The 16241-nt window shown below is 58.2% G+C and carries 15 protein-coding genes; all 15 read right to left on the bottom strand.

What is annotated here, in order from left to right; translation table 11 throughout:
• Nucleotides 1-61: 61 nt before the first annotated feature.
• The gene (gene lnt / locus AVCG78_RS00190; RefSeq protein WP_071202573.1) at nucleotides 62-1648 is read right to left on the bottom strand and encodes an apolipoprotein N-acyltransferase; all 1587 of its coding nucleotides are present in this window, start codon (nucleotides 1646-1648) and stop codon (nucleotides 62-64) included.
• Between the two features lie 229 nt (nucleotides 1649-1877).
• The gene (locus AVCG78_RS00185; RefSeq protein ID WP_012654837.1) at nucleotides 1878-2915 is read right to left on the bottom strand and encodes a hemolysin family protein; all 1038 of its coding nucleotides are present in this window, start codon (nucleotides 2913-2915) and stop codon (nucleotides 1878-1880) included.
• A 12-nt stretch (nucleotides 2916-2927) separates the two neighbouring features.
• Nucleotides 2928-3431 carry an rRNA maturation RNase YbeY gene (gene ybeY, locus AVCG78_RS00180; protein ID WP_012654836.1) on the bottom strand — a complete coding sequence of 168 codons (504 nt, stop codon included), beginning with the start codon at nucleotides 3429-3431 and terminating at the stop codon, nucleotides 2928-2930.
• Between the two features lie 36 nt (nucleotides 3432-3467).
• Nucleotides 3468-4541: a PhoH family protein gene (locus AVCG78_RS00175; protein WP_071202571.1), complete on the bottom strand. Its 1074-nt coding sequence runs from the start codon at nucleotides 4539-4541 to the stop codon at nucleotides 3468-3470.
• A gap of 41 nt (nucleotides 4542-4582) precedes the next feature.
• Nucleotides 4583-6016: a tRNA (N6-isopentenyl adenosine(37)-C2)-methylthiotransferase MiaB gene (miaB, locus tag AVCG78_RS00170; RefSeq protein WP_071202570.1), complete on the bottom strand. Its 1434-nt coding sequence runs from the start codon at nucleotides 6014-6016 to the stop codon at nucleotides 4583-4585.
• Nucleotides 6017-6106: 90 nt separating this feature from the next.
• On the bottom strand, nucleotides 6107-6904 hold the full coding sequence (gene olsA / locus AVCG78_RS00165; protein ID WP_071202568.1) for a lyso-ornithine lipid O-acyltransferase: 798 nt from the start codon (nucleotides 6902-6904) through the stop codon (nucleotides 6107-6109).
• A 31-nt stretch (nucleotides 6905-6935) separates the two neighbouring features.
• A complete protein-coding gene (locus AVCG78_RS00160; RefSeq protein ID WP_041696121.1) occupies nucleotides 6936-7364 on the bottom strand; it encodes a Fur family transcriptional regulator in 429 nt (142 codons plus the stop codon).
• Between the two features lie 37 nt (nucleotides 7365-7401).
• Entirely contained in the window at nucleotides 7402-7899 is a 498-nt protein-coding gene (locus tag AVCG78_RS00155) for a GNAT family N-acetyltransferase (RefSeq protein ID WP_012654831.1), read from the bottom strand.
• Nucleotides 7900-8071: 172 nt separating this feature from the next.
• A complete protein-coding gene (gene tsaB, locus AVCG78_RS00150; protein ID WP_071202566.1) occupies nucleotides 8072-8749 on the bottom strand; it encodes a tRNA (adenosine(37)-N6)-threonylcarbamoyltransferase complex dimerization subunit type 1 TsaB in 678 nt (225 codons plus the stop codon).
• 79 nt (nucleotides 8750-8828) lie between these two features.
• A complete protein-coding gene (locus AVCG78_RS00145; RefSeq protein ID WP_071202564.1) occupies nucleotides 8829-9389 on the bottom strand; it encodes a NifU family protein in 561 nt (186 codons plus the stop codon).
• 163 nt (nucleotides 9390-9552) lie between these two features.
• Complete coding sequence (locus tag AVCG78_RS00140) at nucleotides 9553-10044, bottom strand: universal stress protein (protein WP_070151452.1); 492 nt, start codon at nucleotides 10042-10044, stop codon at nucleotides 9553-9555.
• Nucleotides 10045-10133: 89 nt separating this feature from the next.
• The gene (gene trpS, locus AVCG78_RS00135; RefSeq protein ID WP_012654827.1) at nucleotides 10134-11198 is read right to left on the bottom strand and encodes a tryptophan--tRNA ligase; all 1065 of its coding nucleotides are present in this window, start codon (nucleotides 11196-11198) and stop codon (nucleotides 10134-10136) included.
• 106 nt (nucleotides 11199-11304) lie between these two features.
• Nucleotides 11305-11709: a VOC family protein gene (locus AVCG78_RS00130; RefSeq protein ID WP_071202562.1), complete on the bottom strand. Its 405-nt coding sequence runs from the start codon at nucleotides 11707-11709 to the stop codon at nucleotides 11305-11307.
• Nucleotides 11696-13294 carry a murein biosynthesis integral membrane protein MurJ gene (murJ, locus tag AVCG78_RS00125; RefSeq protein ID WP_156582662.1) on the bottom strand — a complete coding sequence of 533 codons (1599 nt, stop codon included), beginning with the start codon at nucleotides 13292-13294 and terminating at the stop codon, nucleotides 11696-11698. Before murJ ends, AVCG78_RS00130 begins: the two co-directional genes overlap by 14 nt.
• Nucleotide 13295: 1 nt before the next feature.
• Complete coding sequence (locus tag AVCG78_RS00120; RefSeq protein ID WP_071202558.1) at nucleotides 13296-16121, bottom strand: [protein-PII] uridylyltransferase; 2826 nt, start codon at nucleotides 16119-16121, stop codon at nucleotides 13296-13298.
• Nucleotides 16122-16241: the final 120 nt, after the last annotated feature.

Below are 16241 nucleotides of genomic sequence, written 5' to 3'. Positions count from 1 at the left end.
TCAAGCGCTGGATTACAAGCACTACCAAGCCACAGCACTATGCATTTTTAGGGGTTTTTCGTCAATTCACTCTCGATATTAAACCTAAACGAGAAATTACAGCCGCAGATAATAACAAAGCAGTTACCGCCCAAAAGTTGTATTTATTATGATTTACATTGGTTTCAGGCGCAGCTGATAGCGTAAAAGTTGCATTTTCCACGCCTTCAGCGTTCAATCGCAAACCCGAAAACACGCGTCCCCGTCCGTCAATTAAGGCAGAAATGCCATTATTGGCGGCGCGAATAATTGGCAGCCCAGTCTCGACGGCGCGTAATCTTGCCTGTTGAAAATGCTGAAATGGACCTGGCGTATCTCCAAACCAGGCATCGTTGGTGACATTGATTATGGCATTGGCCCCGGATAATCCCTTAACCATTTCGTCAGGAAAAATGACCTCGTAACAGATCAACGGATAGAGCTTCAGCCCCCCCGGAAGGGTCATAAGGGACCGTGATGCACCTGGAGAAAAGCCTCCCGGCAGGTCGATAATGTTGGTAATACCGAGCTTCGACAGGATGTCCTGCCATGGGACATATTCCCCAAATGGCACAAGATGGACCTTGTCGGCGGCGGCAAGGATCTGCCCCTGACTGTCGATTGCATAGATCGAATTATAATAGCGCGGGGCAATTCCGGCACCCTGATCTTCCGAACGGACTGTGCCGGTGATCAGCACTTGGCCCTCCTGCAACGTCCCGGCAATCTGCCGCAAGGCGTCTGGATTTTCGGTGAGGATGAAGGGAATGGTGGTTTCCGGCCAGACAATCACATCCGGGCGTGGCTGATCGACCGGTGTCGGCACCGCTGTCAGGCGAAGATGTTTCTCGAAAATCGCAACGCGGTCGGTATCGTCCATCTTCGCTGCCTGGTCTATATTCGGCTGGACCAGACGCACTGTCACCTTCCGTCCGTCCGGCTCCGGCAGAGACAGCCGGTAAGCGCCATAGCCGAGATGGCCGCAGATCAATATTCCGGCCAACGCCAGCCCGAGCTTTGCCCCACGGCGGGTTCCCAGAAGAGCCGGGGCGGCAAAGACGAAGACGGCAAGGGCCGAAACCCCGAAAAGACCCAGCACCGTAGCCGATTGCATCATCAATGGGATGGGCATGGCGCCATAGCCAATGGCATTCCAGGGAAAACCCGTGGCAACAAAGCTGCGCAGCCATTCGGTGATGCCAAACATCGCCGCCAGCGCGGCAATCCGGCCAAGGCCTTCGGACCAGAGCAGACGGGCGGCAAGGCAGGCCAAGCCATAAAACACCGCCAACACCGCCGGCAGGCCGAGCACCGCGAGCGGCAGTGCCCAGGCAAATTCATCGGCCTCCACCATCAGCGCATTGCCCAACCACCAGAGCCCGGCCACGAAATAACCGAAGCCGAACAGCCAGCCGATCCAGAAGGCGGACCGCAGTCCCCGCGACCAGCTCCTATCGGGATTGCCGCTCACACCATCGAGCAGCCAGACAAGCATGGAGAAGGAGAAAAACAGAGCCGCAAAGAACCCTACCGGCGGCAACGCCAGCGCCCCGACCGCGCCTGAGGCAATGGCAAGAAGGGCACGCCGCCATCCCGCCAGAAGCATGATCCTTGCCGCCAACCGTTCCATCTTCGCCCCCAAGACCTTGCTATTGCATAATTTCAAAGACCTCAAATGCTTGAGATACTTGAAAACGGAATACGGGCTGCCCTTTTCAAGGCCAGTTCGTATAGCACTTCAAATTTACGACAAAGGGCAAGACGCTGCCACAACCCTGCCTGCAAGAATCGAAGAGGCGGCAGTTCTTTTTACAAACTGCCGCCTCGTCTTTAACCATAGGTAATGGGCTACATGCCCGCTACTTACCCTGCCCGGATCCGACTGTCTGCAAATCGGCGCCTTCCTGCAGGCGCTTGGCAATGGGCGCCATGCGGGTGATGCGGACCTTTTTCACTCTTCGCGGATCGGCATCGAGAATATGCAGCTCGAAGCCCGCCACCGCCTGCACCACTTCACCACGCTGCGGCACCCGGCCAATCGCGGTGGAGAGCAATCCGCCCAGAGTATCGACTTCATCGATTTCCGCACTGATATCGAAATCGGGACCGATCACCTCGGCGATTTCCTCAAGTTCGATGCGGGCATCGGCCAGATAGACATCCTGTGAGACGCGGGTGACCAGCGCTTCTTCCTTGTCATGCTCATCTTCAATGTCGCCAACCACCATTTCGACGATGTCTTCATGCGAAACCAAGCCATCGGTGCCGCCATATTCGTCGATCACCAGCGCCATCTGGGTACGGGCAGCCTGCATACGCGCCAGAAGGTCAGAGGCCTGCATGGATGGTGGCACGAACAGGATGGAGCGGATGATGCCAGCCTCCTCCAGCGTCACGCCAAGATCGACGCAGGCGAGGTCGAGGCCGTTGCCGTTCAACGCCTTGAGGGTGATATAGGAGAGAAGATCGCGGATATGCACCATGCCGCGTGGATCATCCAGCGTGTCGCAATAGACCGGCATGCGCGAATGGCCGGTTTGCTGGAACAGGGTCATCAATTCGCCAATGCTGGTCTCGACATCGACAGCATGGATATCGGAGCGCGGCACCATGACATCTTCGACGCGCACTTCGCGAAAGCGCAGGATATTGTGCAACATCGCCCGCTCTTCGGCGGAAAAGGCCTCTTCAGCGGCCCTGTCGGACATCAGCGCGTCGGCGATATCCTCACGCAGGTTGCCGCCAGCGGGTTTCAAGATCCGGGCGGCACGCGCCCAGAAAGATGATTGCGGCTTGTGGGCCGCGGAACTTCGCTGCGGACTAGACCCCTCTTCGGAGGAGGAGCCGTCCTGCTCCTTCGTGGCCTCACTAGCCGATCGTGTCGAAAAATCGCTCATTTTACCGTTCTATCAAACCGGGACTTGACCCGCATAAGGATCAGATAAGCCAAGACCGGCCAAAATGCGAGTCTCCAGTCCCTCCATCTCCTCCGCCTCATCCTCGGTCATGTGATCATAACCGAAAAGGTGGAGGAATCCATGGACCATCAAATGTGTCAGATGGTCCGTAATCGTTTTCTCCAGCTCCGCCGCTTCCCGCTCCACGGTCTGGCGGGCAATGACGATATCACCCAGCATCGGTCCCGGCTTATCGCCGGGCTCTATCGGATAGGCCGGAAAGGACAGGACATTGGTCGGCTTGTCCTGTCCGCGCCATTCGCTGTTGATCGCCTGTATCTCGGTATCCCCGGTAAAGACCAGAGAGACCTCCGCCGGCATCGGTGCAAAAGGCTGGCCTTCAGCAGCAATGAAATCCGCCGCATGGTCCAAAATCCGTGTGCTCAACGCCTCGAGTTCCGCCTCATCCGGCCAGCCATCGGCCTCGATAGCGATCTGAACGTCAAGTTTCTTCATCAATCACACGTACTCAACCAAGGACACAGCAACAGGTTATTCCGGCCTCTCGCCTTCGAGAGGCTGCGTATAGTGAGGCTCAGGCTGCGCATATTGGGCATCATAGGCCCTGACGATCCGCCCGACAAGCGGGTGACGCACAACATCGACATCCTTGAAGCGCACGAAAGAGACGCCTTCCACGCCAGCCAGAATATCCAAGGCCTCAACCAGACCGGATTTGACGCCGCGCGGCAGGTCCACCTGGCTCGGGTCGCCGGTAATGATCATCCGGGAATTTTCGCCAAGCCGCGTCAGAAACATCTTCATCTGCATGGATGTGGTGTTCTGTGCTTCATCAAGAATGATAGCGGCATTGGCCAGCGTACGCCCGCGCATGAAAGCCAGCGGGGCAATTTCGATCACGCCCGCGGTAATCGCCCGCTCCACCTTGTCGCCCAGCATCATGTCATAGAGGGCATCGTAGAGCGGCCGCAGGTAAGGATCGACCTTTTCCTTCATATCGCCGGGCAGGAAGCCAAGCCGTTCACCCGCCTCGACAGCCGGGCGCGACAGGATGATCTTGTCGACGGCACCGCGTTCCAGCAATTGCGCGGCCTGCGCCACGGCCAGATAGGTCTTGCCGGTGCCAGCCGGGCCAGTACCGAACACCAGTTCGGACCGCTCCAGCGCCCGCATATAGGCATCCTGGGTCGGCGTGCGGGCAACAATGGTTTTCTTGCGGGTGGAAATCTGCGCCATGCTGAGCTTGGCCTTGCGCTCCAGCGTCGGCAAGGTCAGTTGGTCGTCAGCGGCCACCGCCATGCGGATCGCGCCTTCCACGTCGGAGGCTTCGACGCTGCCGCCGCTTTGCAGCCTGGCATAGAGGAAATCGAGCGCCCGGCGCGCCTGGTTGGTGGCCATGATGTCGCCGGAGATGGACACGGAATTGCCGCGTGCGCTTGCTTTGATATTCAGCCGCTGCTCCAGCAACTTCAGGTTTTGTTCGAACTGGCCGAAAAGCTCGCTGGCATGCCGGTTGTTCTCGAACGTCAAAATGAAGTGATTGGCGTCGGTCGCGGCGGTTTTGGTATTGCGCGAGGGTGAGGTTACCACTTCTGTTGCGTTCAAGCGATCAGGCTCCCTATCGGAATTTAGTCCCTGCCCTCACTCTAACTCTCTGCCACCTCGGCAAACAAGCTGTTTGGGCCGATATCCGTGATTCGTACCTGAATAATGTCGCCTATTTGCGAAGGTTTTGCATCAACATTCACAGACTGCAACCACGGGGACCGACCAATAATCTGCCCCGGCATCCGGCCCGGCTTTTCCAAAAGCAGATCCATGGTCTGGCCCACCAGCGAGCGGGCAAAGTCATGTTGTTGTTTTAACAACAATTCCTGCAACCGGGCCAGCCGTTCAGTCTTCACGTCCTCCGCCACATGATCGGGCATGTCGGCGCCGGGCGTGCCTGGACGTGGCGAATATTTGAACGAAAAGGCCTGTGCATAGCCGATCCGCTCGACCAGTTTGATCGTGTCTTCGAAATCCGCGTCGGTTTCGCCGGGAAAACCGACGATGAAATCGCCTGATATGGCGATGTCGGGACGCGCCTCGCGGATACGATCGACGAGGGCAATGTAATCGGCAGCTTTATGCCGACGGTTCATCGCTTTCAGGATCCGGTCGGAACCCGACTGTACCGGCAGATGCAGATAGGGCATCAACATCCGCAGATCGCGATGTGCCTCGATCAGCCGCTCGTCCATGTCACGCGGATGGCTGGTCGTATAGCGCAGACGGGCAAGGCCTGGAATTTCGGCAAGCTTGTAAAGAAGATCGCCAAGGCCCATCTCACGCCCGTCCGGCCCCTTGCCGTGCCAGGCATTGACATTCTGGCCCAGCAGAGTGATTTCGCGCACACCGCTTTCCACCAGTCTCTGCGCCTCACCCAGCAACTGCGCAAGTGGGCGGGAGACCTCGGACCCACGGGTGTATGGTACCACGCAGAAAGTGCAGAACTTGTCGCAGCCTTCCTGCACGGTCAGAAAAGCCGTGATCATCCGGCGCTTGCCAGCGATCTTCGTTGGATCGGGCAGGTGCTCGAACTTGTCTTCCACGGCATAGTCGGTATCGACGACCCGCTCCCCGCTTCGCGCTCGTCTTAGGGCCTGCGGCAGGCGGTGATAGGTCTGCGGACCGACAACGACATCGACGCCCGGCTCGCGGCGGACGATTTCCTCGCCCTCGGCCTGGGCGACGCAACCGGCCACGCCGATCATGAATTCCTCGCCTCTTGCGGCGCGAATCTTTTTCATTTCACGAAGCCGGCCCAGCGCCGAATAGACCTTGTCGGCGGCCTTTTCGCGGATATGACAGGTATTGAGCAGCACGAGGCTGGCTTCTTCCATATCCTCGGTCGATTGATAGCCTTCGGCCACCAGCGCATCGGCCATGCGGCTGCTGTCATAGACATTCATCTGACAGCCATAGGTCTTGATGAACACCTTCTTCTGCGGCGCAGGCTTTTGCTGGGCAGAGGTATTGTCAACCATGGCGGACACCGGCTCTACCGATGCTGAAAGGCTTGAAATTTCCTGGGTCATGGCGCGCTTTTATACCAATGATCGGCATTAGCAAAGAGTGCCGCCTCATCCCAATGAAAAGCGGCAGACAGTTCGTTGTTCTAGAGTCTGCTATTCGATAGTCCGGCCCAGCAGCTTTGACAGCAGCATACGGCGAATCTCCGCTTCCACCGTGGCGCTCACCCGCTTGCGATTGCTATCCTTGGTATAGGCAACCGGCGCACCGAAGCAGACATCGACATCCACCGCCGCCACCTTGAGCAGACCGGCCAGATGCGGTCCCAGCGTGACATCGCCCGGCCAACTGACCAGTGGCCGATGGAAGCGGCCCATCGGCATGCCATGGATTCCCGTATAGGCGATGGCAACCGGCTGCACATAGACGACGCCCTCAGGGGCAAGCGGCACCGCCATGGCGGCAGCCCCAAACAGCGAGGACTTGACCGGCAGCAACCGGTTGCCGTCCGACGTCGTGCCTTCGGGAAACAGCACAACGATTTCACCATCCGCCATGCGGGCCGCAATATCGTTGACCTGCTCACCGGAAGAACGCTTTTCCTCGCGGCGAATGAAAATGCTTTTTTGCAGCTTGGCCAGCGTCCCGAAAATCGGCCATTCCGACACTTCCATCTTGGCGATGAACACCACATCGGCAATGGAACTCAGCACCAGAATATCGGTCCAGGAACAGTGATTGACGGCCAGCATCAACGGCCTTTGCCGTTCCGGCAGGCCATGCACCCGCACCCGGATACCGAGAACCAGACAGGCAATCCTATGCCAGTAGCGCGGCAACAGCCGTCGTATTTTCAGATCGAACGCCAGGCCAAGCAATTGCAGCGGCAGCATAATCAGCGTGACGGCGACAAGCAGCGCCAGCATGAAGACAGTTCGGATGGTGATGATCATGGCTGCCACGAACAGCCAAAGCTTGCCCTGCTCACGGCTCGTCCTTCGCCAATGGCACGCCATAGAGTTCAAGCCGGTGATCCACCAGCCGGAAGCCATGTTCTCGAGCGATTCGCTCCTGGAGCGCCTCGATCTCGGGTGAGCGGAACTCGATGACCACGCCCGTCTTCAAATCGATCAGATGATCGTGGTGTTCTTCCGGCACGGTCTCGTAACGGGAGCGCCCATCGCGAAAATCGTGGCGCGCGATGATCCCGGCATCCTCAAACAGCTTGACGGTGCGATAGACGGTCGAGATCGAAATTTTGGCGTCTATCGCCGAGGAGCGGCGGTACAGCTCCTCGACGTCAGGATGGTCGTCGCAGCCTTCAAGAATGCGCGCGATGATCCGCCGCTGTTCGGTCATGCGCATTCCACGCTCCGCGCAGAGCTCTTCCAGCGTTTTCGGCGTCTCCGTCATGATGGTCCGGTTGCTCGTGAATTTCGATAGTCACGAGTTAGCGAAGATCGCGCCGCATGACAAGCGCTGCACTGCGACGACCGTTGGCATCGGCGTAATAAGCGGGCCGTTCGCCAGCTTTTTCAAAGCCAAGCTTGCGGTAAAGATTGATGGCGGGGTGATTGCCGTCATCCACTTCGAGGAACATGATTTCGCCGCCGCGCACCCTGGATTCGCGCATCGCGCCCTGCATCAGCCGCCAGCCAAGGCCGTTTCGTGCGCCCTTTTCATGCACGGCAATCGTCAGGATTTCCGCTTCGCCCGCTGCTTCGCGGGCCAGCACGAAACCGCTGAGCTGCGGCTTGAACATCAGCGTATTGGTCTGGCGAATCACGAAACCGAAAACATTGGGCTGCAACAGCAGGCTTTCGAATGCACCATCATTCCATGGCTGCGAAAACCGCTGGCCATGCAATTCCGACACGTCATGGCAATCGTCCAGCTCCATAGCGACGATTTCAAACTCGGCTTTACGGGCAAAAATTGTTTCAAGCATAAGACCCTCCCCAGAGTCAGGATAAAATATGTTTATTCCGACATGCTCACGGCACAGATTACCCGATAATTCCTAAGATCACCTGGGATTTATGGTGAAAATACGCAGCAGATTTAACTATATTGCGTTTATCATCTCCAAACCCACCAGCCCATTGTGCTCTAAAACAGGATCATGCCCGCGCCACGGCAAAACCTGCCTGCGGCTTGACATCCGGCCCCCGCAAGTAAAGCGGTTTTGGCTTACCCGAGGCCTGCGCAACCGCTCCAAGCCTGGCAATATCCTCCATCGGAAAGTGATCTGCCACCGCCTCCCCCTCCCCTGCCGCGTCGTTCTCTAGCAACCGGCACGCCGAACCGGTGACGCGCCCTGTGCCATGCCTGGCAAACTCAGCCGCCATATCCCGAAATGCATCCACAGGCACCACTCGAGCCTCACCCAGCGCTGCCGCGTCGGGGGCAAAACCCTGAACATAGACCTCATCGCGCTTGGCATCCATCGCAGCAAGCACCGCAACCGCGCCACCCCGTCTGCGCTCTGCCGCCGCCAGAACGCCAAGCGTTGAAATACCGACGATATCGACACTCAGCGCCAGAGCAAGGCCTCGCGCTGCCGAAAGGCCAACCCGTATGCCGGTAAAGGAACCGGGACCAATGGTGACCGCCAGCCGCTCAATGCTGGGCAACGCTATGGAGGCTTCATCGAGAACCGCGTCGATCATGCCCATCAGCTTTTCAGCATGACCACGGCCAATCGTTTCGCTTCTGGCCGCCAGCATCCGGTCAAGATCGCTGTCATACAGGCCAACAGCGCAATCAACGCCGGCGGTGTCGATTGCCAAAAGGATCATGCCTGCTCGCTTTTCATTGCCTGACGTTTCACATTTCTCGAAATCGCGACAACCTAAGGGACGCCGCGCCCAAACCGCATCAAACGGCTTCGACTTCCTGCACTTCGGGAATGAAATGGCGCAGCAGGTTCTGCACGCCATGCTTCAGCGTCGCGGTGGAGGATGGGCAACCCGCACAAGAGCCCTTCATGTTGAGAAACACCTTGCCATCGCGGAAACCACGGAAAGTGATATCGCCGCCATCCTGGGCGACGGCCGGACGCACCCGGGTTTCCAGCAGTTCCTTGATGGTGGCAACGATGGTCTCGTCACCCTCGTTGAAGAATTCTTCGTCCGACGCCTCATCTCCTGCGACAGCGCTGCCCATGATCGGCGCGCCGCTCATGAAATGCTCCATGATCGAACCGAGGATGGCCGGCTTCAGATGCGGCCATTCGGCGGTATCCTTGGTCACGGTCACAAAGTCATAGCCAAAGAACACGGAGGTGACGCCGGGTATGGCAAACAGCTTTTCAGCCAGTGGCGAGGCCATGGCCGCTTCCCGGTCGCGGAATTCAGCCGTGCCGCTTTCCATCACCACCTTGCCAGGCAGGAATTTCAACGTGGCCGGATTTGGGGTGGATTCCGTCTGAATGAACATCACAAACTCCTTGCGAACCGGTCAAGCCGGGTCCGATTTAGAATGCTTCAAAAATAAACCTTCGCAGGTCCTGCTTCAAGCACTGGCTGCAAATAAAGATCTTATACCACGGCTCGAAGATGCCGAGGCAGTCTTACCTTGAAGGCATGTCCAGCCTCACTTTTCAGCAAAGCGCGTCGATTTCTTCATTGCTCAGCGTATCCGGCAGCACGGTCACGGGAATGGGAAAGGCCTGTGCCCGCCCGGCGATCATCGAGACCAGCGGGCCAGGCCCATCCTTGGCAGAACCTGCGGCCAGAACGAGGATGGCGATATCACGATCCTCCTCGATCACCGCCTGGATCTGCTCGGCGGCGCTGCCTTCGCGGATGACGATTTCCGGCTCAAGCCCAATGGTTTCACGCACCGTCTGGGCGGATTTTGCCATAACCGCTTCGGCGGCTTCCCGGGCCTCGGCCCGCATGATTTCCTCGACACCCAGCCATTGCTGGAAATCGCCCTCGGGAATCACATAGAGCAGAACCAGCCCGCCATTGGAATTCTTGGCGCGCCTGCCGGCATAATGGACGGCGCGGGAGCATTCCGGCGTATCGTCGATGACCGTCAGAAATTTCCGTCGGTGCCCGTCAAGACGCGATAGACGTTTCGATACCATGGCCTGCCCTGTTCGTCGGGCCGGATCGACCGGCCCCGATAACCGTTACCTGATGACGCGTGACACCTGCCACGCATCATCATCAAAGCTTAGCGCACGAAACCAATAATGTCGCGGATTTCCGTCATGGTTTTTTCAGCACGGACCCGCGCCCGCTCCCCACCATCGCGCAACACGGCGTCGATATGAGCAGGATCTCCCATCAAACGGCGCATTTCGCCAGTGATCGGCGACAGAACCTCGACAGCAAGTTCGATAAGAGCAGGCTTGAATACTGAGAACTGCTGCCCGCCAAATTCCGCCAGCACCTCGGCTTTGGTCTTGTCGGCAAGGGCTGCATAAATACCAACCAGATTATCGGCCTCCGGCCGTCCGGCCAGTCCATCCGTTTCGCTTGGCAAGGCATCCGGATCGGTCTTGGCCTTGCGGATCTTCTTGGCAATCGCCTCGGCATCGTCCATCAGGTTGATGCGCGACAGGTCCGAAGGATCGGACTTCGACATTTTCTTGGTGCCATCCTTCAGGCTCATCACCCTGGGGGCCGGACCGTCGATCAGCGGTTCGACCATCGGGAAATAGGCATGCACCGGTTCGTTGCCGACAGTGATATCGATGCCAAGTCCGGTTGGGCGGATCTGCTGGGCAAAATCCAGGTTGAACTTCATGGCGATATCGCGGGTCAGTTCCAGATGCTGTTTCTGGTCATCGCCCACAGGCACATGGGTGGCGCGGTAGACCAGGATGTCGGCAGCCATCAGGCTCGGATAGGCAAACAGGCCAAGCGAAGCCTGCTCGCGGTCCTTGCCTGCCTTGTCCTTGAACTGGGTCATCCGGTTCATCCAGCCGATGCGGGCGACACAGTTGAAGATCCAGGCCAGTTCGGCATGTTGTGGCACCTGGCTCTGGTTGAAAACGATATGCTTGACGGGGTCGATACCCGCCGCGAGAAAAGCCGCCGTAATCGACCGGATCTGGCCGCGCATGTCCTCATGCACCAGCTGCGCCGTCAGCGCATGCAGGTCAACGACGCAATACATGCAATCGTTATTCTCCTGGAGCGCGACGAATTTGCGGATCGCGCCGAGGTAATTGCCAAGATGGAGATTGCCGGTGGGCTGAACGCCGGAAAAAACCAGCGGCTGAAATTCGCTCATGATTGACCTCAGCAGGCTTGTGGAGGGCCTGATACCTCGTGTGGATTTACAGCGCTTATGCACAGGCAGGCGTTCCCGATCAAGCGGGGATAAGGCTGAGGCGCGATTATAATTTTGGCTCGATCAGGTCCCAGAGATTGCCGTAGAGATCTTCGAACACGGCAACTGTGCCGTAGAGCTCGTAACGCGGCTCTTCCTGAAAGACGATGCCATCAGCGATAAACGCCGCATGATCGCGGGCAAAGTCATCCGTTTCCAGAAAAAAGGCAACCCGGCCACCGGCTTGATTGCCGATTGTCGCCAGCTGCTTTTCTCCATCTGCCTGCGCCAGAAGCAGCCCGGCACCGCCTTCAGCGGGAGAAACAACCACCCAGCGCTTGCCATCGCCCAGGTCGATATCTGCTTTGCAGGCAAAGCCCAGCTTGCCGCAATAAAAGGCCAGCGCCCGATCATAATCATCAACCACCAGCGTTACGGTGGCGATGCGTTTTACTGGCCTATTCTGCGTCATCGGCGACCTCGCTTGTCGTCGCGCGCGCCTTGCGCTTCAGATTGCGCCTGAGCATGCCGAGATCCGCACCGCCGATCAGGAAGGCCAGCGAGAAATAGATCAGCATCGCCAGACCGATCTGGATGAACAGCACCAGCACCTTGTGCAGGAAGGGTGAACCGGTGCCGATATATGGCGCGAAAAAGCCCGACAGCGCCATCAGCGCCGCGCCCATGGCCAGCGCCGCCAGCAAAAGCCGCAGCGCCCGTGACACCAACGCCCATTCCACCTGCAAATGTCCGCGCCGGACCAGCATGGTGAACAGCAGAACCGTGTTGATCGCCCCCGCCGTCGCTTCGGCAATGGCGATGCCCCGCTCCTGCAACAGCGGAAACAGCGAAATGGCCAGCGCCGAATTGACCACCACCGAAATGCCGGTGAACCGCATCGGGGTTTTTGTATCCTCGCGGGCGTAAAAACCGGGCTGCAGGGCCTTGATCATCACGAAACCGGGCAGGCCCAAGCCGTAATAGGCGAGGATTGCCCCGACAATGGCGGTGTTGTGCGCGGTAAACGCGCCGCGCTCATAAAGCACCCGGATGATATCATCCGACAGCACCCACAGCCCGACCGCCGCTGGCAGGGTCAGAAACAGCACGAATTCAATCGACCGGTTCTGAATGGTTGAAGCCTCGCGCTGATGATCAGATTTCAGCGCCCGCGCTAGCTCCGGCAAAAGCACCACGCCGACGGCAACGCCCACCACGCCCAAAGGCAATTGATAGATCCGGTCGGCATATTGCAGGGCGGCAATCGCCCCATCCTTGGAGGAGGCAATCGCCTGGCCGATCAACTGGTTGATCTGGGTAATGCCGCCAGTCACCGCCGCAGGGACGGCCAGCACCAGCAACCGTTTCACGTTGGGGGTGATCTTCGGCCATTTGAAACCGAGCCTGATCCCCGCATGGCGCACGCCGATATAGACCACCAGCAACTGTAAAATCCCCGCCACCAACACTGACCAGGAAAGATACCAGGCCGTCACGACAGGCTCGACACCATGGTAGAGCGCATAAAACAGTGCGCTGATCATCACCAGATTGAGAAAGATCGGCGCGACGGCGGCGGCGAAAAAGTGATGCAGCGAATTGAGCATGCCGCTCAGCATCGCCGTTAGCGACATGCACATCAGATAGGGAAACATCACCACGGCAAGCCGCACGGTCAGCGAAAATTTTTCCGCGTCATCGGCAAAACCCGGAGCGATGACAAACCGCACCAGCAGCGGCATGGAAAGCTCCATGGCGATGGTGATCAGCAACAGGACGGTAAAGAGGACGCCGAAGACTTCCTCGGAAAAACGCTTGGCGCCATCCAGTCCGTTCGCCTCGATTTCCTTGGAAAACAGCGGCACGAAAGCGGCGTTGAAGGCGCCTTCGGCAAACAACCGGCGAAACAGGTTGGGAAAGCGGAAAGCCGCATAAAACACATCGGCCATCGGCCCGGTGCCCAGCGCCGCCGCCATCAGGGTTTCGCGGGCAAAACCGAACAATCGGCTGCCAAGCGTGGCGCCGCCAACGGTCATGAACTTCTTGACGAGGGACATATCAGACGCGGGCTTTCTTTTCAGCAGCCGGGGATTTCGTCGCGGCGGGCGCGATAATGCCCGATGGCATCTGCTCGCGCAATTCGTCGGGTTGCTCGCTCATCACCGCTTTCAGCCGGACCGAAATGGACCCCTGCCGGTTTTCATTGGTGATCTTCTGGCCGACCAGATCGATGACGTAAAAGGTATCGATGACCTTTTCACCAAAGGTGGTGATACGGGCCGAGTGAATATCGAGCGACAGATCAGCCAGGACCGCCGTGACCTCGGCCAGCAGACCAATGCGGTCGAGGCATTCGATCTCGATCACCGTAAACTTATTGGAGAGGCTGTTGGAAATCGTCACATGCGGCTTGACGGTGAAGGTCTTGTTACGTTTGCGGCCCTTGGTGCGGGTGGCAATCACTTCCGGCAGGCGCTTCTTGCCCGCCAGCACGTCTTCGATCATCTTGCTAATCGTATTGGCCCGGCGCATCTCGTCCTCGTCAATGGGAAACTCCCTGTTGATGAGAATGGTATCGAGCGCCCGGCCGTCCGAGGTGGTAAAAATCTGCGCATCGGCAATATTGGCGCCCGCCGCCGCACAGGCACCGGCAATGATCGACAACAGACGCGGATGGTCAGGGGCAAGCACCGTGATCTCGGTGATCGCGTGGAAGGAATGGGTGCGGACCATGGTTGCCAACGCCTGATCGGCCTTGTCAGCCTGGCGGATAAAATGGGCATGGCGCACCTGATCTTCCAACGGCACCGTCAGCAGATAGGGTTGGTAATGCAGCTTGGTATAGGTTTTCTGGTCCTTCTGGCTCCAGTCCGACAGGGCCTCAGCCAATTGCTCGGCGGCCTGTTTGGCGCGCTCCTTGCGCGGGCTTTCGGAAAACCCGCCCGATAGCAGCAATTCGGTTTCATAATAGAGCGTGCGCAGCAATTGGCCTTTCCAGCCGTTCCAGACGCCCGGACCGACGGCGCGGATATCGCAGACCGTCAGCACCAGAAGCATGCGCAGCCTGTCAAGCGACTGCACCTTCTCGGCGAAATCGGTAATGGTCTTGCGGTCATGCAGATCGCGGGTCTGGGCGACCATCGACATCAGCAGATGCTGATCAATCAACCAGACCACCAATTCGGTCTGCTTGTCGTTCAAACCAAGACGCGGGCAGAGACGCCGGGCAACCTTGGCACCGGCAATCGAATGATCCTCCTGACGGCCCTTGGCGATGTCATGCAGCAGCACCGCGACAAACAGAACAGTGCGCTCCTCTATATTCGGCATCAGCTTGACGGCCAACGGATGGATGTCGGCATGCTGCCCCTGATCGACCTCGGCCAGAATGCCGACTGAGCGGATCAAATGCTCGTCCACGGTATAATGATGATACATGTTGAACTGCATCATCGAAACGATCCGCCCGAAATCCGGGATGAACTTGCCCAGAACGCCCGCTTCGTTCATCCGGGTCAGCATCAGAGCCGGGTCACGTTTGGATGTCAGGATGGAGAGGAACAGCCGGTTGGCCTCCTCGTTCTCGCGGAAATCATGATCGATCAGCGGCAGGCAGCGGGTAATCGCCTTAAGCGCATCGGGATGGAATTCCAGCCCATGCAGATCAGCGACATGAAAAAAGCGCATGATATTGATCGGATCACGCTTGAAAATATCCGGACCGGACAGAGCAATCCGGCCCCTGTCCTCGATGAACTCAGGCGTGCCGGGAATGCGCCGGGGCCGATGGGCAAAACGCCCAATGGCTGCGGTCAGTCCTGGAGCGGCCTTCGCCTGCTTGTCCTCCAGGCTGGCACAGACGATCCGGGTCAGGTCGCCGACATTCTTGGCGACATGGAAATAATGCTTCATGAAACGTTCGACCTCCGAAAGGCCGGGACGGGCATTATAGCCGAGATTGCGGGCAATTTCCGGCTGGAGATCGAAGGACAGCCGCTCTTCCGGCTTGCCGGTGGCGAAATGCATATGGCAACGCACCGCCCAGAGGAAATCGTCGGATTTCTGAAACATCCGCCATTCCTGGCGCGACAAAACACCCAGCTTGACCAGGTCGGCAGGATCGGAAATCCGGTAATAATATTTGGCGATCCAGAACAGCGTGTGCAGATCGCGCAATCCACCTTTGCCTTCCTTCACATTCGGCTCGACCAGATAACGGGTATCGCCCGCCTTGCGGTGCCGTTCATCACGTTCGGCCAGTTTGGCGGCAATGAATTCAGGCGCGGTCTTTTCAACCACCTCCGCGTCAAACCGTTTCTGCAACTCGCCGACCAGCAGCGCTTCCCCGCAGATGAAACGGGTTTCGAGAATGGCGGTCCTGATGGTCATATCGGTGCGCGACAGCCGGATGCATTCCTCAACGAGGCGGGTGGCATGACCGACCTTGAAACCCAGATCCCAGAGAATATAAAGCAGGAATTCCACCGCCTTGCGGGCATCCGCCCCGGCCTTGACTGACAGCAGGAACAGGAGATCGATGTCGGACCCGGGAGCCAGGGTGCTGCGGCCATAACCGCCGACCGCAGCCACCGCAAATTCCTGCTGGGTGGTGGGGTAGACCGCCTGAGTGACCATGCGATGCACCAGTGCTATCAGATTGTCCTGGAGATTGGAAATCATCCCGGCACATTCCAAGCCGCTGCCATTGGCGATCAGATGGCGCAGGGCCGCCTCCCGGCCATCAATGCTTGCTTTTTTCAGCAAGGGGAGAATGGCGGCCCGCGTTTCCGGCACCTTGCCATTCTGCAGCACGATGGACATGCATTCCGCCTCCAATGCCTTGAAATCGGGGAGCGTTGCGTCTGATAGGTCGTGCTTTGCCATGATCGTCCGGTTATCTGTTCCCTGCCGCTTGGAATGAGGCGGCTTTTGTCTGTCACGGGTTTAGCGTTTTTAAGGCGCTGCGGGCAACAGGATAGCCAACAATTCCTAAAATCCGTTGAC

The sequence above is a fragment of the Gillisella vitis genome (assembly GCF_021559775.1).
Classification (GTDB): Bacteria; Pseudomonadota; Alphaproteobacteria; order Rhizobiales; family Rhizobiaceae; genus Allorhizobium; species Allorhizobium ampelinum.
The sequence above is the reverse complement of the archived record's forward strand: the minus strand, read 5'-3'. Positions and strand labels throughout refer to the sequence as shown.